At 67.2% G+C, this 24,939-nt stretch carries 21 protein-coding genes; 15 read left to right on the top strand and 6 right to left on the bottom strand.

What is annotated here, in order from left to right:
• Positions 1 to 20: 20 nt before the first annotated feature.
• From CUTER_RS10770 to CUTER_RS10755, 4 genes are all read left to right on the top strand, one after another.
• On the top strand, positions 21 to 1,508 hold the full coding sequence (locus CUTER_RS10770; protein ID WP_047260419.1) for a peptide MFS transporter: 1,488 nt from the start codon (positions 21 to 23) through the stop codon (positions 1,506 to 1,508).
• 917 nt (positions 1,509 to 2,425) lie between these two features.
• Positions 2,426 to 5,284: a leucine--tRNA ligase gene (gene leuS, locus CUTER_RS10765; protein WP_047260418.1), complete on the top strand. Its 2,859-nt coding sequence runs from the start codon at positions 2,426 to 2,428 to the stop codon at positions 5,282 to 5,284.
• A 17-nt stretch (positions 5,285 to 5,301) separates the two neighbouring features.
• Positions 5,302 to 5,670, top strand: a complete 369-nt coding sequence (locus tag CUTER_RS10760; RefSeq protein ID WP_047260417.1) for a YidH family protein — start codon at positions 5,302 to 5,304, stop codon at positions 5,668 to 5,670.
• Complete coding sequence (locus tag CUTER_RS10755) at positions 5,670 to 6,035, top strand: DUF202 domain-containing protein (protein ID WP_047260416.1); 366 nt, start codon at positions 5,670 to 5,672, stop codon at positions 6,033 to 6,035. Before CUTER_RS10760 ends, CUTER_RS10755 begins: the two co-directional genes overlap by 1 nt.
• A 23-nt stretch (positions 6,036 to 6,058) precedes the next feature.
• On the opposite strand, the gene CUTER_RS10750 is transcribed toward CUTER_RS10755, so the two are convergent.
• A complete protein-coding gene (locus CUTER_RS10750; protein ID WP_047260792.1) occupies positions 6,059 to 7,003 on the bottom strand; it encodes an acrylyl-CoA reductase family protein in 945 nt (314 codons plus the stop codon).
• A 55-nt stretch (positions 7,004 to 7,058) separates the two neighbouring features.
• Here CUTER_RS10750 and CUTER_RS10745 point away from each other — a divergent pair, with 55 nt between their 5' ends.
• Together CUTER_RS10745 and CUTER_RS10740 are read left to right on the top strand one after the other, a co-directional pair.
• The gene (locus tag CUTER_RS10745) at positions 7,059 to 8,573 is read left to right on the top strand and encodes a gluconokinase (protein WP_047260415.1); all 1,515 of its coding nucleotides are present in this window, start codon (positions 7,059 to 7,061) and stop codon (positions 8,571 to 8,573) included.
• Positions 8,574 to 8,612: 39 nt separating this feature from the next.
• Positions 8,613 to 9,395, top strand: coding sequence for a YwaF family protein (locus CUTER_RS10740; protein ID WP_052844130.1), 783 nt, complete (start codon positions 8,613 to 8,615; stop codon positions 9,393 to 9,395).
• A gap of 119 nt (positions 9,396 to 9,514) precedes the next feature.
• Here CUTER_RS10740 and CUTER_RS11990 read toward each other — a convergent pair whose 3' ends face one another.
• Positions 9,515 to 9,640 (bottom strand): hypothetical protein, encoded by a 126-nt coding sequence (locus CUTER_RS11990; protein ID WP_269079415.1) that lies wholly within the window; start codon positions 9,638 to 9,640, stop codon positions 9,515 to 9,517.
• A 4-nt stretch (positions 9,641 to 9,644) separates the two neighbouring features.
• Between CUTER_RS11990 and CUTER_RS10735 the strand changes: the two genes are divergently transcribed.
• The 7 genes from CUTER_RS10735 to CUTER_RS10705 all read left to right on the top strand — a co-directional run bounded on the left by CUTER_RS10735 (position 9,645) and on the right by CUTER_RS10705 (position 18,424).
• Positions 9,645 to 10,214 (top strand): MptD family putative ECF transporter S component, encoded by a 570-nt coding sequence (locus CUTER_RS10735; protein WP_047260790.1) that lies wholly within the window; start codon positions 9,645 to 9,647, stop codon positions 10,212 to 10,214.
• A 1-nt stretch (position 10,215) separates the two neighbouring features.
• On the top strand, positions 10,216 to 10,893 hold the full coding sequence (locus CUTER_RS10730) for an energy-coupling factor transporter transmembrane component T (protein WP_082121368.1): 678 nt from the start codon (positions 10,216 to 10,218) through the stop codon (positions 10,891 to 10,893).
• Positions 10,886 to 12,250 (top strand): ABC transporter ATP-binding protein, encoded by a 1,365-nt coding sequence (locus tag CUTER_RS10725; protein WP_052844127.1) that lies wholly within the window; start codon positions 10,886 to 10,888, stop codon positions 12,248 to 12,250. The genes CUTER_RS10730 and CUTER_RS10725 overlap by 8 nt, the downstream gene beginning before the upstream one ends.
• A complete protein-coding gene (locus CUTER_RS10720) occupies positions 12,247 to 13,983 on the top strand; it encodes an ABC transporter ATP-binding protein (protein WP_047260414.1) in 1,737 nt (578 codons plus the stop codon). The genes CUTER_RS10725 and CUTER_RS10720 overlap by 4 nt, the downstream gene beginning before the upstream one ends.
• 13 nt (positions 13,984 to 13,996) lie before the next feature.
• Complete coding sequence (locus CUTER_RS10715) at positions 13,997 to 15,733, top strand: ABC transporter ATP-binding protein (RefSeq protein WP_047260413.1); 1,737 nt, start codon at positions 13,997 to 13,999, stop codon at positions 15,731 to 15,733.
• Positions 15,734 to 15,743: 10 nt separating this feature from the next.
• Entirely contained in the window at positions 15,744 to 16,352 is a 609-nt protein-coding gene (locus CUTER_RS10710; RefSeq protein WP_047260412.1) for a TetR/AcrR family transcriptional regulator, read from the top strand.
• Between the two features lie 98 nt (positions 16,353 to 16,450).
• Positions 16,451 to 18,424, top strand: coding sequence for an FAD/NAD(P)-binding protein (locus tag CUTER_RS10705; protein WP_047260411.1), 1,974 nt, complete (start codon positions 16,451 to 16,453; stop codon positions 18,422 to 18,424).
• Positions 18,425 to 18,473: 49 nt separating this feature from the next.
• On the opposite strand, the gene CUTER_RS10700 is transcribed toward CUTER_RS10705, so the two are convergent.
• From CUTER_RS10700 to CUTER_RS10690, 3 genes are read right to left on the bottom strand one after another with little or no spacing between them, the layout of a single operon-like run.
• Positions 18,474 to 19,214 (bottom strand): ABC transporter ATP-binding protein, encoded by a 741-nt coding sequence (locus CUTER_RS10700; RefSeq protein WP_047260410.1) that lies wholly within the window; start codon positions 19,212 to 19,214, stop codon positions 18,474 to 18,476.
• Entirely contained in the window at positions 19,207 to 19,995 is a 789-nt protein-coding gene (locus tag CUTER_RS10695; protein ID WP_047260409.1) for an ABC transporter permease, read from the bottom strand. Before CUTER_RS10695 ends, CUTER_RS10700 begins: the two co-directional genes overlap by 8 nt.
• Positions 19,992 to 21,176 (bottom strand): ABC transporter substrate-binding protein, encoded by a 1,185-nt coding sequence (locus CUTER_RS10690; RefSeq protein ID WP_236684723.1) that lies wholly within the window; start codon positions 21,174 to 21,176, stop codon positions 19,992 to 19,994. The genes CUTER_RS10695 and CUTER_RS10690 overlap by 4 nt, the downstream gene beginning before the upstream one ends.
• Positions 21,177 to 21,427: 251 nt before the next feature.
• Between CUTER_RS10690 and CUTER_RS10685 the strand changes: the two genes are divergently transcribed.
• Entirely contained in the window at positions 21,428 to 21,976 is a 549-nt protein-coding gene (locus CUTER_RS10685) for an OsmC family protein (RefSeq protein WP_047260408.1), read from the top strand.
• A 366-nt stretch (positions 21,977 to 22,342) separates the two neighbouring features.
• Positions 22,343 to 23,308: a hypothetical protein gene (locus tag CUTER_RS10680; protein WP_047260407.1), complete on the top strand. Its 966-nt coding sequence runs from the start codon at positions 22,343 to 22,345 to the stop codon at positions 23,306 to 23,308.
• Here CUTER_RS10680 and CUTER_RS10675 read toward each other — a convergent pair.
• On the bottom strand, positions 23,305 to 24,906 hold the full coding sequence (locus CUTER_RS10675) for a bifunctional ADP-dependent NAD(P)H-hydrate dehydratase/NAD(P)H-hydrate epimerase (RefSeq protein ID WP_047260406.1): 1,602 nt from the start codon (positions 24,904 to 24,906) through the stop codon (positions 23,305 to 23,307). The two genes, CUTER_RS10680 and CUTER_RS10675, sit on opposite strands and share 4 nt — an antisense overlap.
• Positions 24,907 to 24,939: the final 33 nt, after the last annotated feature.

Below are 24,939 nucleotides of genomic sequence, written 5' to 3'. Positions count from 1 at the left end.
GCCGGGGCACACTAGTTCACATGTCTAGCTCAGCGAACCCGACGGAGACGCTCCCGGCTCCGTCGCAAAAGAAATTCTTCGGTCAGCCGTGGGGGCTGGCCAACCTCTTCGGCATCGAGCTGTGGGAGCGCTTCAGCTTCTACGGCATGCAGTCCCTGCTCGCCTTCTACCTGTACTACTCGGTGACCGAAGGCGGCCTCGGGATGTCCGAGGCGGCGGCGCTGTCCATCGTCGGTGCCTACGGCGGCTTCGTTTACATGAACGCCATCGTCGCCTCCTTCGTGGCTGACCGGCTCATTGGTTCGGAACGCACCCTGTTCTATTCCTCCATCCTCGTCATGGCCGGCCACGTGGCCCTCGCGGTGCTGCCGGGCTTCCTCGGGCTGACGGTGGGCCTGGTGTGCGTCGCGGTCGGCTCCGGCGGCGTCAAGACCGCCGCCTCGGTGGTGCTCGGGCAGCTATATAGCAAGGAAGACCCGCGACGCGACGCCGGCTTCTCCATCTTCTACATGGCTGTCAACATCGGCGCCTTCTTCGGCCCGATGATTACCGGCGCGCTTTCCGTCGCCTTTAACTTCCACGTCGGCTTCGGCGCGGCTGCCGTCGGCATGGCGCTGGGCCTCACCCAGTACGTACTCATGCGCAAGACCACCATCGGCGCGGCCGGCCACGACGTCCCCAACCCGCTGCCGAAGAAGGGCCTGCTTCCGGTGCTCGGCGGCCTGGCCGTCGTCGTCCTGACGTTCGTGATGCTCGTCGCCACTGGCATCATCAAGCTGGAATGGCTTGCCAACATCATGCTCGGCATCGCCCTCGTGGCGCTGGTGGCCATGATGATCCAGATGCTCACCTCCTCGCAGGCCACCGAAGCTGAGAAGTCCCGCCTCGTCGGCTTCATCCCCATGATGCTCGGCGCGGTCGCGTTCTTCGCCATCTTCCAGTCCCAGTTCACCATCCTCGCCGTCTACGCAGACCAGCGACTGGACCTCAACCTCTTCGGTTGGGAGATGGCGCCCTCGCAGGTGACCTCCTTCAACCCGGTGTTCATCGTGCTGTTCGCCGGCGTCTTCGCCGCGATCTGGACCAAGCTTGGCAAGCGCCAGCCGTCGACCGCCGTGAAGTTCGGCATCGCCTCGATCATCATCGGCGTGTCCCTGTTCTTCTTCCTCCCCTTCACCACCACCGGTGAGGACGGCACCCCGATCTTCGTTGTTATCTGGATCCTCTTCCTCTTCACCATGGGTGAGCTCATGCTCTCCCCCGTGGGCAACTCCCTGGCCACCAAGGTGGCCCCGGAGAAGTTCCAATCGCAGACGATGGCGGTGTGGCTGCTCGCCGTGTCGATGGGCACCTCCCTGTCCGGCACCCTCGGCGGGCTGTACAACCCGAACGACCCGTCGGCCGAGTTCAACTTCTTCCTCTGGGTGGGCATCGGCTCCATCGTTATCGGCCTCATCATGATCGCGCTCAAGGGCTGGGTGCTCAAGAAGTTCATCGACGTTCACTAAATCGTTAGAGCGGGTGCGTGTAGCGCTCCTCGGTTAGGCGGCTGGTTCCCGATGGGAGCCGGCCGTTTTTGTTTCACGTGAAACATTCGGGGTGGTTGGTTGGGTGGTTGGGTTAGTCGGTTGGGGGTTGAGGGGGCTGACTGGGCCGGCGGGAAGGGGCTCGGCTTGCAGTAGAGGCTGTTGCTCAAGGCGACGGCAACACACCCTCCTTCGCGCCTTGTGGGGCTGAGAGCAGCCTCAATGAAAGGCCGTCGCCAGAAGCGACGACAACCCTGGTCATGGTGTGTTTTTTGACCCGCCGTAGCGGGCCCTCAATGAAAGGCCGTCGCCAGAAGCGACGGCAACCCAGGCCGCCATGTGGCAAAACACCGGGACCGGGGCCCCTCAATGAAAGGCCGTCGCCAGAAGCGACGGCAACTTCCCCCGTCGCCGGGTTGGTGGCTACCTTGTGCTCCCCTCAATGAAAGGCCGTCGCCAGAAGCGACGGCAACGCTTGCACCTCGATAGTTCGCCTCCAGGTGGCCTCCCCTCAATGAAAGGCCGTCGCCAGAAGCGACGGCAACCCCCTCGGACGCCATTCGTAGCGGGGCGTAGAACCCCGTCCCTCAATGAAAGGCCGCGAGGACACCGACCAGCTTAGCCCGCGTCCCCGCGCACGCCCTCTCCCCCAGGTTGCCGGACGAGACGGTCCACCGGATCGACTTCCGAGGGCTCCCCAGGACGCCCTAGGGGTGTCGGGTGGTTCCGTCCAAAACTTTAACAATGACGCCAGATTTTCCGCCAAAGTTTAAACATGATGAAACATAAGGGTGCCAGACAGAACAGGAGTGAGGTCACTGCAGCGCCGCGTCGGCGCCGAAAGGCCGAACCCCGGGCCTAGCCAGCGTCGTCGCCCCTACTGATTACACTGACTAAGCATGACGAACACCGCGCCGGCATCGGCGACCCCGCAGCACCGCTACACCAACGCTCTCGCGAACGAGATCGAGACGAAGTGGCAGCGTTACTGGTTGGACAATGGCACCTTCCACGCCCCGAACCCGGTGGGTGACCTCGCGCCGGGCGAGGGGGAGTCGCTGCCGGAGGACAAGCTTTTCGTCCAGGACATGTTCCCCTACCCCTCGGGCGCCGGCCTGCACGTCGGCCACCCGCTGGGTTATATCGCCACGGACGTGTTTGCCCGCTACAACCGGATGCTGGGCAAGAATGTCCTGCACACCTTGGGCTATGACGCTTTCGGCTTGCCGGCGGAGCAGTACGCCATCCAGACGGGTACGCACCCGCGGACGACGACGATGAAGAATATCGACAACATGCGCCGCCAGCTCGGCGCGTTGGGGTTGGGGCATGACGCGCGTCGTTCCGTCGCCACCACGGATACGGAGTTTTACCGGTGGACGCAGTGGATCTTCCTGCAGATTTACAACGCCTGGTTCGATGAGCAGCAGCGCAAGGCCCGCCCCATCGCGGAGCTGATTGAGGAGCTTAAGGACGGCCGGCGCACCACGAAGGACGGCCGCGTGTACGCGGAGCTGACCCGCGAGGAGCAGCAGGAGGCGGTCGACGAGTTCCGCCTGGTCTACCGGTCTAATTCGATGGTCAATTGGTGCCCGGGTCTGGGCACGGTGTTGGCGAACGAGGAGGTCACGGCGGACGGCCGTTCGGAGCGCGGTAATTTCCCGGTTTTCCGTAAGAAGCTGTCGCAGTGGATGATGCGGATCACCGCGTACGCTGATCGCCTCATTGATGACCTGGAGATGCTTGATTGGCCGGACAAGGTCAAGGCCATGCAGCGCAATTGGATCGGCCGTTCCCGCGGCGCGGAGGTCACCTTCACCGCGACAGTCACCGACGGCACCGCGGTGCCGGTGACCGTGTTCACCACCCGCGCGGATACCCTGTTCGGCGCTACGTACATGGCGCTGGCCCCGGAGTCGGAGCTGGCGGATCAGCTGCTGGCCGACGCCTACGAGCCGGGCGTCGACGAGCGGTGGACCGGCGGTGCGGCCACGCCGCGGGAGGCGCTCACCGCCTACCGTGCCGCCATCGCGGCGAAGAGCGACGTTGAACGCCAGGAGAACAAGGACAAGACCGGCGTGTTCTTGGGCACCTACGCCGTGAACCCGGTCAACGGCGCGAAGGTCCCGGTGTTTGCCGCGGATTATGTGCTGTCGGGCTACGGCACGGGCGCGGTCATGGCGGTTCCGGCACACGACGAGCGTGACTACGAGTTCGCCTCCGCCTTCGGCATCGACATCATCCCGGTGCTCGACGGCGACGTGTCCGAGGCCGCCTTCACCGGCGATGCCCCGCACATCAATTCGGCGAACGACGCCGGCCTTGACCTCAACGGCCTGGGCAAGGAGGACGCCATCGCGGCGGTCATTGCCTGGCTTGAGGAGCACGACGCCGGCGTGGAGAAGATCCAGTACAAGCTGCGCGATTGGTTGTTCGCCCGCCAGCGTTACTGGGGTGAGCCTTTCCCCATCGTCTACGACGCCGAGGGCCACGCGCACGCCTTGCCGGAGTCGATGCTGCCCGTCGAGCTGCCGGAGGTGGATGACTACAAGCCGGTTTCCTTCGACCCGGATGATGCGGACAGCGCCCCGCAGCCGCCGCTGGCGAAGGTGACGGACTGGATTGAGGTGGAGCTGGACCTCGGCGACGGGGTGCAGACCTACTACCGGGACGCGAACGTCATGCCGCAGTGGGCCGGGTCCTCCTGGTACCAGCTGCGCTACATTGATCCCACGAATTCGCAGGCGTTCGTCGACTTGGAGAATGAGCGCTATTGGACCGGCCCGCAGTCGGCTGAGGATTGCGGCGGCGTGGACCTGTACGTCGGCGGCGTCGAGCACGCCGTGCTGCACCTGCTCTACTCCCGTTTCTGGCACAAGGTGCTGTTCGATCTGGGCCACGTCACGTCGAAGGAGCCGTACCGACGCCTGTTCAACCAGGGCTACATCCAGGCCTTCGCGTACACGGATGCCCGTGGCGTGTACCAGCCGGCGGCGGAGGTGGAACAGCGCGACGGCAAGTTCTTCATCGGGGACATGGAGGTGTTCCAGGAGTACGGCAAGATGGGCAAGTCGTTGAAGAACGCCGTCGCCCCGGACGATGTGGTGGCGGACTTCGGTGCGGACACGCTGCGCGTGTACGAGATGTCGATGGGCCCGTTGGACACGTCGCGGCCCTGGGCGACGAAGGACGTCGTCGGCGCGCATCGGTTCCTGCAGCGCCTGTGGCGCCTCATCATCGACGAGGAGACCGGCGCCGTTCACGCCCAGGCCGACGCCGCGCTCACGGACGCCGACCTCAAGCAGCTGCACCGCACCGTCGCGGGTGTGCGCGATGACTACGCCAACCTGCGGGATAACACCGTGGTGGCCAAGCTCATCGAGTACGTCAACTACCTCACGAAGACCTACCCGGGCGAGGTGCCGCTGGCCGCGGTGGAACCGCTGGTCGTCATGGTCTCCCCCATCGCCCCGCACATCGCGGAGGAGCTGTGGGCTCGCCTGGGCCACGAGGACACCATCACCTTCGCCGCCTTCCCCACTTTCGAACAGAAGTGGCTGGTGGACGACGAGGTGGAGCTGCCCGTGCAGGTCAACGGCAAGGTTCGCGGCCGCATCACCGTCGCCGCCGACGCCGCGCAGGACGACGTCGTCGCCGCCGCGCTGGCCGACGAGCGCATCGCCGCCAACATTGAGGGCAAGACGGTCATCAAGAAGATCGTGGTGCCGGGCCGGATGGTCAACCTGGTAGTGAAGTAGAACAGCAAGTAAAGACGATGTCTGAGCAACGCAGCTGGCTGGCCCGGCGGGTGTTCCCCGACGGCGAGGAACCGGACCCCCGTTTCACCCTCGCCAACGAGCGCACCTTCCTAGCCTGGACCCGGACGTCGCTGGCATTCCTAGCCGGCGGCATCGCCCTGGAGGCTTTCGCCATCGACGCGCTCGACGGCACCTTGCAGGCGGTGGCGGCCGTGTTCATGATTGTCGTCGGCCTGCTTATTTCTCTCGGTTCGTGCCTGCGGTGGATCGCCGTGGAGCGGTCGATGCGTCACGACCGGCCGCTGCCGGTGCCGGGCATCATCCCCGTGCTCTCCATTGGCGGGGTGTGCGGCGCCGTGGTGCTGCTCGTCGGCGTTCTGGTGTGATGGCCCGCCGACCGTCGACCCGCCGACTGTCGACCCGCCTGCACGAGGACCCGGGCCTGCAGCCGGAGCGCACCGCGCTGTCCTGGGGCCGTACCGTGCTCGCCCTGTTGGTGTGCGCGTCCACCCTGCTGCGGTGGGCGGGCATGTACCCCAGCGTCATCGTCGTTCTCGCCCTGGTGTTGGCGCTGCTCGCGGTGACGCTGCTGCTGGCCGGACACCACCGCTACCAGCGGGAAGCCCACTCGTTAGCCAAGGAGCGCGTCCAGCCCAACGTGGTGGCCGTGTTGCTGGTGACGGCGTGCATGGTGACCGTCGGCGGCGCGGAGCTTGTGCTGCTGCTTGGCGCGCTCATCGAGCGCCTGTGAGCACCCACGGCCAGCACCAACTCCTACCTAACAGCGACGACGGTGCGCCCGCGCCGGGTTCCGGCCAGCAGTTGCTCGCCGGCGTCGGCCACCTGCTCCAGGCTGATTGCTTCGGTGAAAGTGGCGAGCACGCCGGCGTCGAGGTGCTCGGCGAGCAACGCCCACGCCTTCTCCCGCAGCTCGTCAGGGGCATCGACGGAGTTGATGCCCAGTAGATTCACCCCGCGGAGAATAAACGGCAGCACGGTGCCGGGCAGGTCGGCGCCTTGCGCCAGCCCGCAGGCGGTGACGGACCCGCCCCAGCGGATCTGTGCCAGCGTGTTGACCAGCACGTGGGAGCCCACCGTGTCGACGGCGCCGGCGAAGCGCGCCTTCTGCAGCGGCCGGCCCTTTGCGGCGAAGTCCGCACGGTCAAGCACCTCGCTGGCGCCGAGGGTACGCAGCCACTCGCCGTGCTCGTCGACGCGGCCGGTGAGGGCGGCGACGTCGTAGCCCAAGGAGCGCAGCAGCAGGATGGCGATGGAGCCGACGCCACCGGTGGCACCGGTGACGAGGACGGGGCCGTCGCTGGGGGCGACGGCGGCGCGCAGCGCGTCGACGCTGAGGGCGGCGGTGTACCCGGCGGTGCCGATGGCGGCGGCGGTGAAGGCGTCGAAGGCCTTAGGCACCACGGTGAAGGCGTCCACGTTGACGGTGGGGGTGTAGCCGCCGTGGCGACGTTCGCCGAGACCGGCGCCGTTGACGGTGACGAGCTGGCCGTCGTCGAGCCGGCCGACGGCGTCGATGCCGGGCACGAGCGGCAGGATGCGCGCCACTGCTCGATCGCCGGCGAGCGCCATGGCGTCTTTGTAGTTGAGGCTGGAGTACTCCACGGAGATCCGGTGGGCGCCGTCGCCGGCGTGCTCCGGGCTGGTGGCGACGAGCTCGACGCCGTCGTCGGTGCGCAGGACAGTGGTGAGATCGGTCATGGTTGCCAGGGTAACGCCTCCCTGGCCGGGGGTGCCGGTGCATACAATGGTGGTTATGGCTGAACTCACGAAGGTTCCGACGATGTCCATCCCCCTCAAGGAGGCCACCGGCCCCTTTGTGTTGGCGCTGGACATCGGCTCCACGGCGTCGCGCGGCGGTTTGTACGATGCCACGGGGTGCCCCGTGAAGGGATCGAAGCAGCGGCTATCACACGCCTTCGTCAGCGATTACGACGGCACGTCGGCCATCGATGCTGACCAGGTGGTGGCCGAATGCCGGGAGATCATCGCGGCGATCGTCGATTTCGCGGCGAAGAAGAATGTGCGGATCGACGCGGTGGCGATGGATACTTTCGCCGCGTCGCTCGTGCTCGTCGACGCGTCCGGTAACGCCTTGACCCGCGCCATCACGTACGCGGATTCCCGCTGCGCCGACTATGTCACCGCCTTGCGGGAGCGGGTGGATGAGGCCGCCTACCACGCCCGCACCGGGGTTCGGCTGCACACCAGCTACCATCCGGCGCGGCTGGCGTGGCTGGCGGCGGAGTACCCGGAGCTGTTGGCGCGCACGAAACGCATTATGAGCATCGGCGAGTACGTTTACTTCAAGCTTGCGGGCATTGTGGGGGTGGCGACGTCGACGGCGGCCTGGTCGGGTGTGCTCAACGTGCATACCGGCGAGATCGATAAGGAGATCCTCGACGCGGTGGGGGTGAGCGCGTCCCTGTTCGCCCCGGTGTTTGGCCCGCAGACGCCGACGCACCCGGAACGCACCCCGTGGCCGGCGCTCAACGGCACCCCGTGGCTGCACGCCATTCCCGACGGGTGGCCGTCGAACGTAGGCCCGGGGGCCGTCGACGCCTCCACGGTGGCGGTCGCGGCGGCGACGTCGGGGGCGGCGCGCGTCATCCTGCCGCAGGTTCCCGAGAATGTCCCGGCGGGCCTGTGGTGCTACCGGTTGGATGCGCAGCAGGCCATCTTGGGCGGGGCGCTCAACGACGTGGGGCGGGCGATTTCCTGGCTGGAGACGACGCTGGCGCCCGTCGACCCGGCGGAATTGGGCGAGCGGCTCGCCGGCCCGCCGGATGAGGACGTGCCGGCAGTGCTGCCGTTTTTCACCGGGGAGCGGGCCACCGGCTGGGCGGCCGACGCGAAGGCCACGATCACGGACATCACCGAAGAAACGACCGTGCTCGATATGTGGCATGGGGTGATCGAGTCCATCGCCATCAGCTACGCCCGCATCTTCGAGCAGCTCTCCGACGCGGGCATGGCCGCCGAACGCGTCATCGCCTCGGGCCGGGTCACCACCGAACACCCCGAATGGTTGCAGGTGCTGGCGAATGTCACCGGGGCCACCGTCATCCCGCTGGCCATGAAGAGGGCCACGCTGCGGGGAACGGCGCTCATCGCCTTGGAGGTCATCAACCCGGGTGGAACCCGGGCGGTGCCGCCTTTCGGGGAGCCGTTCAGCCCGCGGGCCGACGCCGCCGAACACTACGCCCGCCTGCGTCGGCGCTTCGACGAGCTCTATTCGACCCTGGTCGATGTGAAGGCGTCTGCCGACTAGCGAGCGAGCAGCGGCGAAGGTTGCTAGGGTACTGCCACTATGGCCCAGCAGATGTGGACGTCTCGGCACACCGGCCGGACATATGAAACAATTGCCCAGTTCGATGCCCGTCACCTCCTGGTGAACGTGGTGGGCATCATCACCGCCGGCGTCATCGTCGTGGCGGCGCGTCGCGTGCGCGGCACCCCCATAGAGACCCGTGCCCGCCAGGTTGCCGGCGTCGTGCTGGGGATGATGTCTCTCGCCTACCTGGCCGTGACGCTGCGCCCGAGCGCCGTCGTGTACGACGAGACGCTGCCCTTTCATATCTGCGATTGGTTGCGGATTATCACGCCCATCGCCATCGGTACCGGCAATGAGTTCGCCGTGACGATGAGCTTCTTCTGGGGCATGTGGCTCAATCCCATGGCCCTGCTCACCCCCGACGCCGCGTGGGTCACCACCCGGTGGGTGCAGGAGGGTGCCTACTGGCTCTTTCACTGGGCGGCGCTCATCGTGCCGCTGACCTTGGTCTTCGCCTTTGGGTACCGGCCGACGTGGGCCGGCTACCGGCGGGCCACGCAGACCACCCTCGGCTGGTTCGCGGTCACGTCCGTCATTAACGCGGTGACCGGGGGAAACTACGGCTTTATCGCCCGGCCCACCCGCGGGGTGTCGCTGATTTCGGTGCTTCCCCGCTGGCCGTATTATGTGCCGTGCCTGGCGGGTCTCATCCTCACGGGGTGGGCGGGGGTGACGTGGGTGGCCGAGCGCTTCGGCGCCGACGCTGACGCCCAGGCGTCGGCAACACTCAGCGCCCACGGCTTGGTGCGCCGGGTGTAGCTCTTGGCTGTCCTGCCCGGCTGACCTGGATCTTTGAGGGTATTTTCAGCCGGCTGACGTGTAACCCCTATTCGAGAATGGCATTCAGGGTTAGGATAACCTCGCCTAACCGGACGAGGCTAGGTCAGTAGTGAACATCCTCCCAAGGAGCCGAACATGTCAGCCGCCACGCCGCCCTCCGCCACGCCGCCCACATCCACACCGCCTACCGCCAGCCCGACGAGCCGCAGCGCCTCCCAAGTCACGGGCGTGAGAAACCTCGTCAACGTGGGTGTTTTCACCGCCGTGTACTTCGTCGTCCTCTTCGCCACCGGCATGCTCGGGGTGTTCTCCCCCGTCGGATCGGTCGTCGGCTGGCTCATCGGCATCGTCGCCAACGCCGTCGTCGTCACCCTCTTCCAGGCCCGCACGCCCCGCGTCTGGGGGCTCGGCGCCATGGGCCTGCTCATCGGCCTACTCATGGTGGCCACCGGACACTCCCTGCTCACCGTGGTCGGCGGCACCGTCGCCGGCGTCGCCGGTGGGGCCATCTCCCGGATCGGGGATTTCCGTTCCCCGCTGTGGAACTCGCTGGGCTACGGCGTGTTCAGCATGTGGATCGTCTCCCCCATCGCGTCCATGCTGTGGAACCGGGAGGCCTACATCGACTACGTCTCCACCTCGATGAACGACCCGGCCTACGGCGCCGCCTGGAACGCGCTCTTCTCGGACACGTTCATCATCTGCTGGACGTTCATCGTGGCCGCCGTCGCCTTCGCCTCCGGGCTGCTCGGCAACCGCATCCTCGCCAAGCACTTCCGGCGCGCCGGGTTGGCCTAGTATGCAGCGGATAGACCCGCGCACCGGTATGGCCGTCGTCCTCACCGCGAACGCCTGGGCGTGGATGTCCCACGTGCCGCTGTGGGCCGCCACCGTCATCCCCCTCCTGGCCGCCGTCGGCCTAGCGGTGGCCGGCTACTCCTCGGTCGCCCGGTGGCTGCTGGGTGCGACGTTCGCCGCGCTGGTGCTGACGTACCTTCCCTTCCTGGCGCCGAATCTCCTCACCCACGCCGCCGGCGCGGTCGGCTACTGGACAACGCGGATGATCGCGGCGTGCTCGTCGACCATCTGGTTCGTGCTGGCCCTTCGCTTCGCCGACGTGCTCGAATCGCTCTACCAGCTGCGCCTGCCCTCTGCGGCGATCATTCCCCTGGCGGTGCTGTACCGCTTCCTGCCGATCGCCTGCGTAGAGATCCAGACGGTGTGGCGGGCGATGACCCTGCGCGGCTACACCGGCTGGCAGCTGCTGCAGCACCCGGTGGCCTCGGCGGAACGCGTGGCCGTGCCCACCCTCGCCGCCGCGGCCCGGACGTCGGACGCCTTAGCAGCGTCGGCGCTGCTGCGCGGCATGGGAACCGCCACCCGGCCCACGGCCTTGTCCGACCTGCGGTTTCGCCCAGTAGACGCGGCCGTCCTCGCCCTGTGCGCCTTGGCGTGGGTGGTGATCCTGCGTGGCTAACATCGTGTCGCTCACCGACGCCTCCTTCCGCTACGACGGCACCGGCACGGGAGTCGATGACCTTAACCTGCAACTGCCCCGCGGCTCGGTGACGCTGCTGTGCGGGCCCTCGGGAAGTGGCAAGTCGACGGTCGTCCGGCTCATCACCGGCCTGGTCCCCCACTTCTACCCGGGGCGGCTTGGCGGCACCGTCGCCGTCGACGGCATCTCCATCGCCGAGGCGGACCTCACCTCCTCCGGCGCGTGCTGCGCGAGCGTCATGCAGCACCCTCGCCAGCAATTCTTCACCACCGAGGTCGGCTCCGAGCTCAGCTTCGCCCCGGCCAACCACGGCCTGTCTGCCGAGGTCATCCGCGCCGCGGTGCGCGACGCCGCGGCCGCGACGGGCGTGGACGGCCTGCTCGATCGCCGCCTCGGCTCGCTGTCCGGCGGGCAGATCCAACGCGTCGCCTTCGCCCAGGCGCTGGCGCAACAGACGGACGTCATCGTCTGCGACGAACCCACCTCCAACCTCGACGGGGTGGGCATCGCGGCGGTGGCGTCCCTCATCGACCGGCTGCGCCGCGCCGGGACGACGCTTCTGGTCACCGAGCATCGCCTGCACTACCTCCGCGGGCTCATCGACCAGGCTCTATACATCGACCAGGGTCGAATTCAGCACCGCTTCAGCGGTGCCGAGTTCTTCGCCCTGAGCAACGACGAACGCGAGCGCCTCGGGCTGCGCAGCCTCACCGACGAACCCCTCACCGTCCCCGCGCCGACGGACCCGAGCGTCACCGGACTGCACGTGACAGGCTTACGCATCACCCGTCGCCGCGCCCCGGAGCTCACCTACCCAGATATGGTCTTCCCCGCCGGGGCGGTCACCGCCGTGACCGGCGCCAACGGGTGCGGAAAGACCACCCTGGCCAACGTCCTCTGCGGCTTCTTGCGCTCCAACCGGGCCGCCCGGATGACGCTCAACGGCCGGGCGCTGCGCGCGTCGGACTGCTTTTTGGTCATGCAGGACGTCCGCCACCAGCTCTTCGCCGACCGGGTGGACAAGGAGGCCCACCCGGACTACCTCGCTCCCCTGGGACTGGCCGAGGTCGCCGACCGCCACCCGTTGTCGTTATCCGGCGGACAGCAGCAGCGCCTCGTCGTGGCCACGGCGCTGGAGCAACACCGCGACGTCATCATCTTCGACGAACCCACCTCCGGGGTGGATCTGCGCCACCTGCGCGGCATCGCCACCCAGCTGCGCGTGCTCGCCGAACGCGGCCACGTGGTCATTGCGATCAGCCACGACACCGAGTTCCTTCACGCGTGCGCCGACGCCCGCATCGACCTCACTGACACCCGAAAGGACACCCCATGACGGAGAAAACCCCAACCAGCCCGCGCAGCGGGCAGAAGGCATTAAAGGAGGTGCTCGGCCCTATCCAAGGGCACATCCTCCTCGCCCGGGTGTTGGCCGTCATCGCCTCAGTACTCGCCATCGCGCCCTACGTCGCCTTCTTAGAACTGGCCCGCCTGGCCGCCGAGGGCGCCGACCGGGACCGCATGATGACAGTGGGAATGTGGCTGATTTCCGCGTTCTGCCTGCGGCTGCTCATCTACTTCATCGGCCTCACGATTACCCACTTCGGGGACATCAAACTGGGCTTTGTGCTGCGCCAACGCATGATTAACCGGCTGGCCTCAGCGCCACTGGGGTGGTTCACAGACACCAATTCGGGGCGTTTCCGCAAGAGCCTCCACGATGACATTGCCCAGATCCACCAGCTGGTCGCGCACGCGCCGGTGGACATGACCATCGCCGTCGTGCAGCCGGTGGTGACGCTGGTCTTCGCGTTCTTCGTGGATTACCGCCTGGGGTTGCTGGCCATCTCCGCGATTATCGTCTACGCACTGACCATGATGGTGCAGCTTCGGGGCATGGGAGACAAGACGATGGAGATGGACCACCGGTTGGGCGACGTCTCCGCCACCATGCTGGAGTTCGCCCGCGGCATCACCGTGGTCAAGGCGTTCGGCGTCACCGGCCAGGCGCACGGTGCGTACCGTCGGGCCACGAAGGACTTTTCGGTGTTCTACCGGGGCTGGTGTGGGCCCCTGCTTAGGCTTTCCGCGATCGGCGAAGCGATCGTCGCGGTGCCGTTGCTGCTGGCCATCAACATCGGCGTCGGCACGCTCATGGTCCAGGCCGGCTGGGTGAGCTTCGCCGAGGTGCTCACCACCACGCTCATCGCGCTGACCCTGCCGGCGTGCATCACCACCTTCGCCACCGCGGGCTGGTCGTATCAGCTCGCCGGCGCGGCGGCGCATCGCATCGTCACCCTACTGCACACCGAGCAACTACCAGCGGCGACGGCTCCCCACCTGCCGAGCACCTACGACGTCCGCTTCGACGACGTCTCCTTCTCCTACCGCAGCGACGACACGTCGGACACGGCAATCGACCACGTCTCCTTCGCCCTGCCCGAGGGCACGGTCACCGCCCTCATCGGCCCGAGCGGTTCCGGCAAGTCCACGTGCGCCTGCCTGCTCGCGCGCTTCTTCGATCCGACGTCGGGCGCGGTCACCATCGGCGGCGTGGACGTCGCCTCCCTCTCCGCCGAGCAGCTCTACCGCACGGTGTCCTTCGTGCTGCAAAACCCCAAGCTCATCCGGGCGTCGCTGCATGACAACATCGCCCTCGGTCGGCCCGACGCCACCCGCGCCGACGTCGAGGCCGCGGCGAAGGCCGCCCGCATCCACGACGACATCCTGGCGCTGCCCGACGGCTACGACTCCGTCTACGGCGAGGAGATCTTCCTCTCCGGCGGGCAGGCGCAACGGGTGGCCATCGCCCGCGCCCTGCTCATCGACGCCCCCGTGCTGGTCCTCGACGAGGCCACCGCCTACGCAGACCCGGAGAACGAGGCCCTTATCCAGCAGGCGCTGTCCACCCTCGCGCGGGGGCGGACCGTGCTCGTCATCGGCCATCGCCCGGAAGCGATCCGGGGCGTGGACCAGGTCGTCGTCTTAGAATCCGGCCGGCTCGTCGCCTCCGGCACGCCGGCCGAGGTGGCCGCCGTCAATCCCTACTACGCCGCGCTCGCGGGCTAAGGACGCTTTTGTCATGAATGCACTATTTCGGACCACCGTCCCCGCGGGAATCCGCGCGGTCTCCGGCGACGATCCCCTCCTCGCGCGCACCTTGTGGTTGGCGTTGTTCATCGGCGTCACCGAGGGCCTGGGACTGTTCCTGCTGGTCCCGGCCGCCGACGCCCTGGCGGCGGGCCGCACCAGCGCCGGGCTGGTGTGGGCACTGGTGGCGTTGGCGGTCATCGGCGCCGTCGCGCAATTCTGCCGGGCGGAAACCTCCTATGCGATGGCGCTGGGGTTCCTCGACCGGATCCACGAACGCATCGGGCTGAAGGTAGCGACCGCTCCCCTGGGCTGGTTCACCGCCGCCCGCGCGGCCACCCTATCCCGGCTGGTGTCCTCGCAGCTCATGCAAACCGGCCAGATCGTGGCCCACGGCCTGGCACCGCTGCACGCGGCCTCCGCCTCCATGCTCACGTTGTTGGTGGGCTGCTGGCTGTGGGACGTCCGCGTCGGGGCGACGCTCACCGGCGGGCTGCTGCTGTGCTGGGCGCTCACGGCGCTGGGCTCGCGGATCGCCCGTCACGCCTTCCAACGAACCACCCCGGTAGAGGTGGAGCTCACCGGCCGCCTCGTGGAGTTCGCCACCTGCCAGCCGGAGCTGCGCTCGTCGGGGCGCTCGGAGAGCTTCGACGAACTGACCACCGCCCAGGATCGCTGGTTGCGCACCCGTCGGCGGTGCCTGTGGCTGGAGTCCCTGGGGCTGATGTGTTCCGGGGCGGCGGCGCAGACCACCGTCGTCGCCCTGGTTCTGGCGGCCGTGTCCTTCGCCGCGGCCGGGGTCATCAGCGTCGGTTCGGCGTTGGGGCTCATCATCGCCGCCTTGCGGGCGATGGACGTGCTCAGCCTCATCGGCAGCTCCGCCATCGCCATCGAGTCGGCGAAGGAGGACCTCGACGCGGTGGCGGACGTCCTCACTCTCGATCCGCTGGCCGAACCGGAGGCCCCCGCGCAGCTGTCCGCCCCCGGTTCGCTGCGGCTAGACCGCGTCAGCTTCGCCTACGACGACGCCCCGGTCCTTCAAGACGTCTCCATCGACGCCCACCCCGGCGAGATGGTGGCCCTGGTCGGCCCGTCGGGCTGCGGCAAGACCACCACCGCCATGCTCATGAGCCGCTTCTACGACGTGGACTCCGGCGTGGTGAGCGTTGGCGGCGTCGACGTCCGCCAGCACACCACCCGTCAGCTCATGGAGCAGCTGTCGCTGGTGTTCCAGGACGTGTACCTCTTCGATGACACCCTGGAGGCGAATATTGCCGTCGGCAACCCGGCGGCGTCGACGGACGAGATCCGCGCCGCCGGGAAGCTGGCCGGCGTGGGTGAGATCGTTTCGCGCCTGCCCGACGGCTGGGAGACCGCAGTCGGGGAGGCGGGCGCGAAACTATCCGGCGGGGAACGCCAGCGCGTCTCCATCGCCCGGGCGCTGCTGAAGAAGTCCCCCATCGTCTTGTTCGACGAGGCCACGAGCAGCCTCGACGCCGCCAACGAGGAGCACATCATGGCCGCGGTGGACCAACTCCGCCGCACATCGACGGTGGTCGTTATCGCCCACAAGCTGGACACCATCGCCAACGCTGACCGCATCTACATGTTCACCGCCGATGGGCGCATCGACGACGCAGGCTCGCACGCCGAGCTCATCGAACGGTGCCCGCGGTACCAGGCCTTCTGGCGCGCCCGCGAGGCGGCCGCCGGGTGGTCGCTGGTATAGCGTTGGGTGCATGACACCCTTAAAGACCGGCCCGAAGCCGCGCTTCGCGTCGCAGGACGTGGTCACCGCGGCGCTAGAGCTGGACCTCGCCGAGCTGACCATGGCGAAGGTGGCCTCCCGGCTAGGGATGGCCACCTCGGCGATCTACCGGGTGGTGCAGTCCCGGGAGCAGCTGCTCGCCGCGTGCGCCGACCACGCGCTGACAGCCAGCGGCTTAGCGAACATCGACGCCGCCACGTGGCAGGACTTCCTGCGCACCTACGTGGACACGATCTGGGGGATGTTCGACAACTACCCCGGGTTGGCGCAGGTGATCCTGCTTAACCCTGCGGTCCAGCGCCGCAGTAACGACGCCTTCGACCAGCTCGCCGACCGGCTGGCCGCGTTCGGGGTGACCCGGCCGCAGGCGGCCTTCGCCCTGGACTTCCTCGGCGACATCACAATCAACACCCACATGGGCGTGGTCGCCTACCGCCGTCTCGACGACGCCGCAGCCGCCGAAAGCGCCGCCGAGGGGGCGATGTTCTCCTTCCGTCCGGAGTACCGGGACCGGGGAAACCTGCCGGACAAGGTCGAGTTCATCATCGCCGGCCTGGAGCGGGAGTGGCCGGGGTTGTAGCGGCCGAATAGAATTATAGACAGTTCGGTATACTTTAAGTAGTCTCATCTAGACCGATAGGTATGTAATAAGTTACTGTTCAGTCTGGAGACGATCCCATGCCCACCACCCCCGCGATCGCTGTCATCGGCCTCGGGCCGCGCGGAGCATCCACAGTCGAGCGCCTTTCTGCTCAACTCAATGCCGCCGCCGGCCACCCCGCGCGCCTTAAGCTCCACCTCATCGACGACGCACAGCACGGAGGCGGGCGAATCTGGGACGTTGACCAGCCGCAAAGCCTGTGCATGAACACCTTCGCCCACGGCATGACCCTGTTCACCGAGCCCGGCTCCACGGTGGGTGCGCCCGTCGTCGAAGGCCCGACCGTCTACGAATGGATCCGGGCGCTGCTCGGGGACGTCGAACAGCTCAGTGACGCCAAGCGTGACTACCTCCGCCGCCACCCGGTAGACCGATCTGTCTTTAATTCCTTTCCTGCTGAGGACCTCGCGGCGATACAGCCGGCTTCCTACCTCCCCAGGGCGCTCTACGGACACTACGTGCGGTGGTTCTTTCACTCCGCGGTGGACTCGCTGCCAGAGTGGGTTCACGTGACCGAGCACTACGCCCGCGCCACGGCGATCGCCGACGCCGGCGAGCGCGACCTCATCACCCTCGACGATTCCACCGAGATCCACGCCGATGCCACCATCATCGTTCCCGGCTGGTACCACCAGGCCGACAACGAAGAACAGCGGTGGATCACCGCCCAGCTCCGCGAACACCCGCAACTGACTTGGCTACGCCCGGACAACCCCATCGAACAAGACGTCCGCTCCCTCAGCCCGGGCGAGACTGTCCTCTCCCGGGGGTTGGGGATGAGTTTCATCGACTCACTCATCCTCACCACCGAGGAACGCGGCGGGTGCTTCGTCGACGACCCCACCCACGCCTGGGGGCTGCATTACGAGGCCAGCGGCCGGGAGCCGCGCTTCCTTGCCTCCTCGCGGCGCGGCTACCCCTTCCTCCCGCAGTCCGACGACGGCGGGCTGCCAACGCCGGCCTCGCTTCCGCGGCTCGACGCCGCCATCGCCGAGCTCTCGAAGCGAACAGCCAAGGCCAGCATCGACTACTCCACCGAGGTGTGGCCGGCCGTCCTACGCGACGTCTACCAGGCCTACGTCACCACCCTCGCCCGGGAAGCACCGGAGGCACTGCGCACGCCTATCGAGGGCATCATCGACGCGCTCGACGACGCCACGATCGACCCACACCAGCCCGACTACGGCATCTCGGCCGTCGACGCCGTCATCACCCGCCTCACCACAACCCAGTTCTCCCTGCTGCGCTGGCTGCGCCCGCTCGACGTCAGTTTCGACTCCAGCGAGGAACTCACCCACTACCTCGTCGGACGCATGATCGAGGACCTCACCGAGTCCGAGAAAGGCCCGGAGTCGCCCGTGCGTGCCGCGCTCTGGGCCCTGGGCTCGGCGTGGAAACCCACCCAAGTGCTCGGGGCGGAAGGCCGCTACACCGCGGAGTCTCGCCGCGGCGTGTTCACCGACGCCATCAACCTCGGCGCGCTCGTCGCGTCGGGCCCGCCGCTGCATCGCACGCGCCAACTGCTCGCCCTCGTCGACGCCGGCATCGTCCGCTTCGTGGGCCGCAACCCGCAGCTCAGCGTCGACGATGGGCGGTGGGCGCTGAGCTCGCCGTCGTCGGGCGAGACGGCGCACGTGGGTACAGCGCTGCTCGACGCCTGGGTAGCCAAGCCCGACTATCGGCGCGAACAGGCCGACCCGCTGGCCCGCAGCCTCACCGAGTCGGGCCGCCTCCGCCCCTTCACCGAGGTCACCAGCGCCGGCGAGCGGTGGGCCACCTGCTCGCCGGAGCAAGACCCTCACAGCCGGCGGACGATCACCCCCAGCGGCGAACAGGATCCCCGCTTGCACCTCGTCGGCCTGCCGGCCCACACGCAGTACCCCGACACGGCCCTGGCTCCACCCATCCCGGGCACGGACGCGTGGCTGCTTCAGGAAACCGACAAGGCCGCGGTAAGCGCCATCGAGGTGGTCTCCCGGCTCCGCGCCTAAGGCTAGCCGCCTAGGCTGCTGGGACCCTGGCCCCTGAGAGCTCGGCCGCCTAGGCCTGGTCCAGCAGCTGCAACAGATGCGCGCGCAGCGGTGCCGCCACCTTATCGGGACGCGGCCGAGCAGAATCGATGAGCACATCCTCGGCGACGGTGGCCTCCGGCCCGGCCGACATCACCAGGATCCGATCCGACAGGGCGATGGCCTCGTCGACGTCGTGGGTCACCATAACGACAGTGCGCCCGCTGCTCTCCCACACCTCAAGCAGGAGGGTCTGCAACTGTCGACGAGTCAGGGCATCGAGGGCGCCAAAAGGCTCATCGAGGAGCAAAATATCCGAGCCCATCGCGAAAGCCCGAGCAATGCCGACGCGTTGCTGCATCCCACCCGACAGCTGAGCCGGGCGTCGATGTGCCGCATGAGTAAGCCCCACCCGCTCAAGGTAGTGGTTGGCACGCTGCCGGCGCTGCCGGGAGCCGAGGTCCGGGCGGGCGCACCGCAACCCGAACTCGATGTTGCCGCGCGCGGATAGCCACGGCAGCAAGGCGTGCTGCTGAAAGACCACACCCCGGTCGGGTCCCGGCCGGGTGATGGCCTCCCCGCGGGCACGGGCGACGCCAGTCGACGGCGAATCCAGCCCCGCAATCATGTTGAGGATCGTGGACTTGCCCGAGCCGGAAGGGCCGAGGATAGAGACGAACTGGCCCTTGGGAATAGTCACCGAGGTCTCGCCGATGACGTGGGTGCTGCCGAAGGACTTAGTGATGGATTCCAGCTCGATGTGGCTAGGCATAACGAACTACTTTCTGAATAGAGGCGACGGTCACGTCCATTGCCAGGCCGACGAGCCCAATGAGCAGCAGAGCGACGACGATGGCGTCGACGTCGAGCCGGTTCCACATGTTCCACACAAAGAACCCCACGCCGCGCCCGCCGACGAGCATCTCCGCGGCGATGATGACCAACCACGCCGTCGACAGAGACTGGCGCATACCCGTCACAATGCCGGGAATGGCGGCCGGGGCCGTGACGAAAACGACGCGCTGCCACCAGTTCGCCCCCACCGTGGAGGCCAGGTTGCGATAGGTCGGGTGGATGCCACGGACGGCTTCGACGGTGTTGAGCAGCGTGGGCCACGCGGAGGACACGATGATGACAAAGACCGCGGTGGCCTCTGCGTTGCGCAGCAGTGCCAGCCCCAGCGGCAACCAGGCCAGCGGGGAAATGGGACGCAGAATCTGCACGAAGGGCTCCACCGACCGCCGCAGGAGCGGCGAACTGCCCAGCCACACCCCCAGAGGGATAGCAATGGCCGTGGCGATGCCGAATCCGATCAGCACGCGGCGCAGCGACGCGGCGATGTGCCAGAAGATACCCACGGATGATGCACCGTCCCGGTAGAAGGGGTTCGAGAGAATCTCCACGCCGCGTTGGAAGGTGCGCGCCGGGGTGGGGGCCAGTCCCGAAACCCAGCCGGCGGTGACGGCCACTTGCCACAGCGCGAGGAAGGTCGCGAACAGGGCCGACCCTAGGGCTGTGGGTTGCCACCAGAGACTTTTAATATGAGGGGTCATTTCGCACTATCACTTTCACACTTTGCGGAGGCACCACACCCAAGCGCACTCGTGGGACGAAGAGGGCTAAACGAGAGGCCATTGATCGACAGGGGTCGCACATCGCGCTGAGCCTCCGGAGGCAGCACGCCCTGAGCCGCAGAGACGATCGCAGCATCCGTAGCGGCAATGGGTGAACGCCCTAGTTGCCAGCGCGCCAACTGCGCGGTCATCCACACAATGGCGCTGGCCTGGGTGTGGTCGCCGAAGCGCAGCATCGTCGGGTCGAGGATCTCCTGGCCCTCCCACGTGCGGTAGCTGCCCTCCAGCGCCGCCCGGATGACGGGCGCCGGTTGGTTGAGGTACTTCTCGTGGCTCAACACTCCCCCGGCCTCGCCGGCATGGGTGGGGGCGTTGACCCACTGCGCGCCCGCGCTCAGGCCAGCGACGAGTGCGTCGCGCAGCTGCGGATCGACGTCGCGCGCCACGGCCACGCAGCAGCACGGGTGTCTGTCCCACATGTGCTTGGTGGGCACGAACACCCGGCCCGCCCCAGTGGTGAGCGCGCGCTGGTTGAAGGGTTCCGGGCCGACAAATCCATCAATGCTCCCCACCATCAGCTGGGCGACCATGTCCGCCGGGCGCAGCAGGCGCAGCTCGACGTCTCGGTCTGGGTCCACCCCGTTGGCCACGAGGTAGTCCCGGAGCAGGAGGCTGTGGATGGAAAACTCGAAGGGGATCCCGATGACCGAACCCTTGAGGTCTGCCGCAGATTTCACGTGGCCCACGTGGCGTTCGGCCAGAGTCAGCGCCTGCCCATTGGTGTTCTGGGTGAAGGCAAGCTCGGTGGGGCGGGCGGCGGAGGTGAGCCCGGAGTTGAGCGCGACGGTCATGGGGGTGAGCATGTGGGCGACATCGATGGCGCCAGTTGCGTACGCCGTCCACAGTTCCGCCCACCCGGAGTACTTACGCAGCTCCACTTCCAGGCCGTGCGCCTGGAAGTGACCGTGGGCGTGCGCGATGAGCAGGGGTGCCGCGCAGGCGATGGGCACGAAGCCCACGACGACGCGCCGGGTGTGGCCGGGTGGGTGCGTCTGGAGAGGCGGCGACGGGGAGGCACAACCGGCCATCGCGCCTCCGGCGCCGAGGGTCATACCGGCGTGCGCCAGATGGCGCAAGAACGTGCGACGGGGAAAGCTCACGTGATTACCCTTACAGACTGACTGGTCTATGAACTTGGTTGATGATAGGGATTGATCAGTTAGCGAGTCAAGGTTTTAGTGCTGGTATTGGTGCCGCCTAGGTCGTCTGACGTGGTTAAATATAATCCGTACTGCTCTGACTAAATATAAATACCAAGCGGTCTGGCCACGGGTGATGCGCTCCTGTATGGTGGGGTTCGTTACGAAAAAACCGATGCGGCGGCGAACGTCGCGAGCACAAGGAGGATCCCATGTCCGATCTCACCCCGAATCACGTCGACGGCCATCCACTGCAGCCGATCAACGCCCAGCGCCTCGACGCGCTGGCGCAGAAGAACATCGAGGATCCGAGCAACGGTCGCAAGACGATCGTTACTCACACAGAGGCCGACGGCCGCTTCCGTAACGTGACGCAGATCCGCGACCTAAAGCCCGTGCTTGTGGCGGAACCGCCGGTGTTGCTCGGCGACAACACTGCGGCCAATCCCACCGAGATCGCGCAGGCCGGGCTCGCTGCCTGCATTTCGGTGGGGATCCAGGCCATCGCCACCAAGCGTGGGGTCACGCTTACCAAGATCGCCATCGACATCGAGAGCGACATCGACATCTCCCCGACGTGGGGTGTGGGCGACATTGGCGAGCACAAGCGACCGGGAGTCTCCGACGTTCGAGTGGTTGCCGACATCGACGGCGACGCCGACCGCGACACCTTGCAGCAGATCCTTGACGACGCCATCACCTGGTCCCCGGTGGTCAACACGTACACGCGCCCGGCGACGCTGACCCACACCCTCGCGTAGCCTCCAGTGCCACCCCTAACTGGCGGGTTTTAGCGACCTCCATGGTTCGTTCCCAGTGGGGGTATTTGGGGGTAGTGTCAACGGCTTCAGGAGGCCGAAATAAGGGACGAAGCACTACTGCCGGGTTCGGTGCCCAATCACTATTGCCACCGTTCAGAGTTTCCTGGGAAGAGACGCCGGAAAAATCGGGCGATACTATGTTCTAATTCTGGAATCGCGCTCTCCCGGGTAGCGAACGGAAATTGCCGGAGCCTGGATATTTGTGCAGCTCCGGGCGGTCGTCGGCCGGCGGGAGGTGGGTCTGGGCGTGGACGAGGATTCGAAATGCCCAGGTTGGTGTACGGGCGGGCTCGTAGATTCACAGCCATGACAGCAGAAATTGAGTCAAAGTTCCGGGAGCTCATGATGAGCGTCGCCGACAAGTCCCCCCAGCCGTTCGACGGTGCCCTCAAGCACCTCCGCACCCTCGTCAGGGTCAGCCGCGGCCGGTCCATCTTCAACACCCAACTCATCGAGCTCCAGCGTCCGGGGGCATCTGTGTCCTTCACGAAGAGCGCGTGGCACAAGAAGTTCGGCCGTCAGGTCAAGCCGCTGGCTAAGCCGATGATGATCCTCCTCCCCTACGGGCCGGTCAACCTGGTCTACGAATACCAAGACACCACGCCAGCTAAAGACGCGCGCCGCGTGTTCGAGCTTGAGAAGATTCTCTCCATCACGGCGAGTGGTTTCGAGCCAGACGCGCAGCGGCTGGTCCATCAGATGCTGCGGGACTCCTACAAGATTGGGGCCACGGTGAACCCGTCCACCATGGGATCGCTGCTCGGCGGGCACGTTGTGCGAGAGGATGGCCTTGACGACTATGTGAAGAAGAACCCGCGCAGCGAGAAGGTCTACCGCCAGCTCTTCCACGTCGAGTACAACTCCGGTGCTGACTACGCGACCACCTTCCACACCCTCGCGCACGAGTTTGGGCACATCCTGCTTGGCCACGTCGGCCCGCTGAAGGACACCCCGGAGTCCAAGTGGAAGAAGAAGGACCGGCAGCGCTACGCGGTGTCCGAGGCGATTGCCGAGCTCGAAGCCGAGGCCGTGGCGTACCTCGTGTGCGAAATGTTTAACATCACGACTCAAAGTGCAAAATATTTGAGGGGACACTATGACGAGGTACTCAAGGACACACCCGTCACGGTCGCCGGCGACCAGCTCTACTTGCCCGGGGCGATGAGTATCTGCCGGGTCTTCCAGGCGGCAGACAAGATCGTCAAGCTTGCGCGTGGCGAGCTGACCCCGGAGGAGGGCCTGGAGAAGAAGGAGAAGGAGCTCGTGGCCTAAGGCCGCGTCACCACTCCATCCCACGCCAGCGCCTCCCGGAGGTGCTCGGCGATGTGGGAGGCGGACGTCGGCGCCGGGCCGAAGCGGGTCTGCGCGGATAGCCACGCGGCGCGGGCGTGGACCACCACCCCGTCCACGAGGCACCAGTAAGGCGGGTGATGCTCGCTGGTCGACGGCCCGAGCGTCGCCTCGGCACGGGCCATGAGCGCGCCGAGGACGCCGGCGAGGACGTCTCCCGAGCCCGGGGTCGCCGCCCAGGACGAACCCGCATCGACCACCATCGCGGTGTTGTCGTAGGCGATGACGCTCGCCCGGCCCTTGAGCACCACCGCTGCGTCCAACGCGCCGGCCAGCGCTAACGCGTCCGTCACCCGATCGCGTCGAGCCAGACCCAGCGCGCGGGCCAGGCGGTCGAACTCGCCGTCGTGCGGGGTGAGCACCGTCGCCGCCGAACGCCCCCGGATCGCCTCGCGCACCTCGGGGTGCGCCGCTGCCAGGCTGAGGCCGTCGGCGTCGATGAGCACCGGCACGTCGGAGGCCAGCACCGTGAGCAGATCGTCGGCGGGCGTCGTTCCCGAGCCGGGGCCATACACCCAGGCTTGGACCCGTCCCGCCTCGCCGACGGTATCCGTCACCACCACCTCCGGCAGGGCGCGGACCACCTCCTGTGCCTGCGGGCCGGCGTAACGGACCATCGACGGCGTGGTCCGCACCGCCGCGGTGGTGGCCAGTACCGCGGCCCCGGGGTAGCGAGGCGAGCCGGCGGCGATGCCCACCACTCCCCCGCTGTACTTATCGTCGGCCGGGCCGGGTTCCGCCGGCGGCGGAAGGATCGAAGACAGTCGCTTAAATCCTCGGGGCCATTCGTAGGCGGTTGGTGCCACCGCCCGCCACACTGACCGCAGGATGCCGTCGTCCACCATCTTCTCCAGGAGACGCTCTGACAGGGCGCCCTCCTGTGTGCGGGCCTCTGCGATGACTACCTCCCCGCAGTGCGGCGATAAGGCGTGGGCGAGGCGGAACCCGCCGAAGCTCACCGTCACGGTGGCGGGCACGACGCTTCCCACCGCCCTACCGGTGTTCGGGTTCACACCCGAAGGCACGTCCACCGCGAGCACGGGGGCGACCATGGCGCCGTCGGGCCGACGCAGCGGGTAGATGGCCTCCACCATGTCCTCGCGCAGCCCCGTCCCGGACGCGCCGAGGCCCACGAGCCCGTCGATGATGAGATCGAGCGGGCCCACCTCCGCCGCGCTGTCGATCACCTGACCGTGGGCGGCCCGAAGCGCATCCAGGGCCGGCGCGTGGACGGACGAGCCGAGGAGCAACGCGAGGACCTCGTAGCCCTGGTGGGCCAGCTGAGAACCGGCGTAGAGGGCGTCACCACCGTTGCCGCCCGAGCCGGCCAAGACAAGGATGCGGCGCCGACGCTCGCGCGCTGGCTCGGCCACGTCGGCGGCGTCGAGCATGACGCGGGCCGCCGATGTCACCGCCGACGCCGCCGACAGCATCAACTCATCGAGGAAGTCCTGGTACTTAAGCAGCGGCGCCTCAGCGGCGCAGATCTGCGGGGCCGTGAACGCGTGGGAGGTCAGCATGAATCCCAGCCTAGGCACGCCCCGCCGACGCCG

Source organism: Corynebacterium uterequi, assembly GCF_001021065.1.
Classification (GTDB): Bacteria; Actinomycetota; Actinomycetes; order Mycobacteriales; family Mycobacteriaceae; genus Corynebacterium; species Corynebacterium uterequi.
Note: the sequence above shows the minus strand (reverse complement) of the source record. Positions and strands in the feature narration are given on the sequence as shown.

Bases quoted from the DNA above. Each gene is read 5' to 3' on its own strand.
- CUTER_RS10770 (WP_047260419.1), top strand. From the start codon at position 21: ATGTCTAGCTCAGCGAACCCGACGGAGACGCTCCCGGCTCCGTCGCAA.
- leuS (WP_047260418.1), top strand. From the start codon at position 2,426: ATGACGAACACCGCGCCGGCATCGGCGACCCCGCAGCACCGCTACACC.
- CUTER_RS10760 (WP_047260417.1), top strand. From the start codon at position 5,302: ATGTCTGAGCAACGCAGCTGGCTGGCCCGGCGGGTGTTCCCCGACGGC.
- CUTER_RS10755 (WP_047260416.1), top strand. From the start codon at position 5,670: ATGGCCCGCCGACCGTCGACCCGCCGACTGTCGACCCGCCTGCACGAG.
- CUTER_RS10750 (WP_047260792.1), bottom strand. From the start codon at position 7,003: ATGACCGATCTCACCACTGTCCTGCGCACCGACGACGGCGTCGAGCTC.
- CUTER_RS10745 (WP_047260415.1), top strand. From the start codon at position 7,059: ATGGCTGAACTCACGAAGGTTCCGACGATGTCCATCCCCCTCAAGGAG.
- CUTER_RS10740 (WP_052844130.1), top strand. From the start codon at position 8,613: ATGGCCCAGCAGATGTGGACGTCTCGGCACACCGGCCGGACATATGAA.
- CUTER_RS10730 (WP_082121368.1), top strand. From the start codon at position 10,216: ATGCAGCGGATAGACCCGCGCACCGGTATGGCCGTCGTCCTCACCGCG.
- CUTER_RS10720 (WP_047260414.1), top strand. From the start codon at position 12,247: ATGACGGAGAAAACCCCAACCAGCCCGCGCAGCGGGCAGAAGGCATTA.
- CUTER_RS10715 (WP_047260413.1), top strand. From the start codon at position 13,997: ATGAATGCACTATTTCGGACCACCGTCCCCGCGGGAATCCGCGCGGTC.
- CUTER_RS10710 (WP_047260412.1), top strand. From the start codon at position 15,744: ATGACACCCTTAAAGACCGGCCCGAAGCCGCGCTTCGCGTCGCAGGAC.
- CUTER_RS10705 (WP_047260411.1), top strand. From the start codon at position 16,451: ATGCCCACCACCCCCGCGATCGCTGTCATCGGCCTCGGGCCGCGCGGA.
- CUTER_RS10700 (WP_047260410.1), bottom strand. From the start codon at position 19,214: ATGCCTAGCCACATCGAGCTGGAATCCATCACTAAGTCCTTCGGCAGC.
- CUTER_RS10695 (WP_047260409.1), bottom strand. From the start codon at position 19,995: ATGACCCCTCATATTAAAAGTCTCTGGTGGCAACCCACAGCCCTAGGG.
- CUTER_RS10685 (WP_047260408.1), top strand. From the start codon at position 21,428: ATGTCCGATCTCACCCCGAATCACGTCGACGGCCATCCACTGCAGCCG.
- CUTER_RS10680 (WP_047260407.1), top strand. From the start codon at position 22,343: ATGACAGCAGAAATTGAGTCAAAGTTCCGGGAGCTCATGATGAGCGTC.
- CUTER_RS10675 (WP_047260406.1), bottom strand. From the start codon at position 24,906: ATGCTGACCTCCCACGCGTTCACGGCCCCGCAGATCTGCGCCGCTGAG.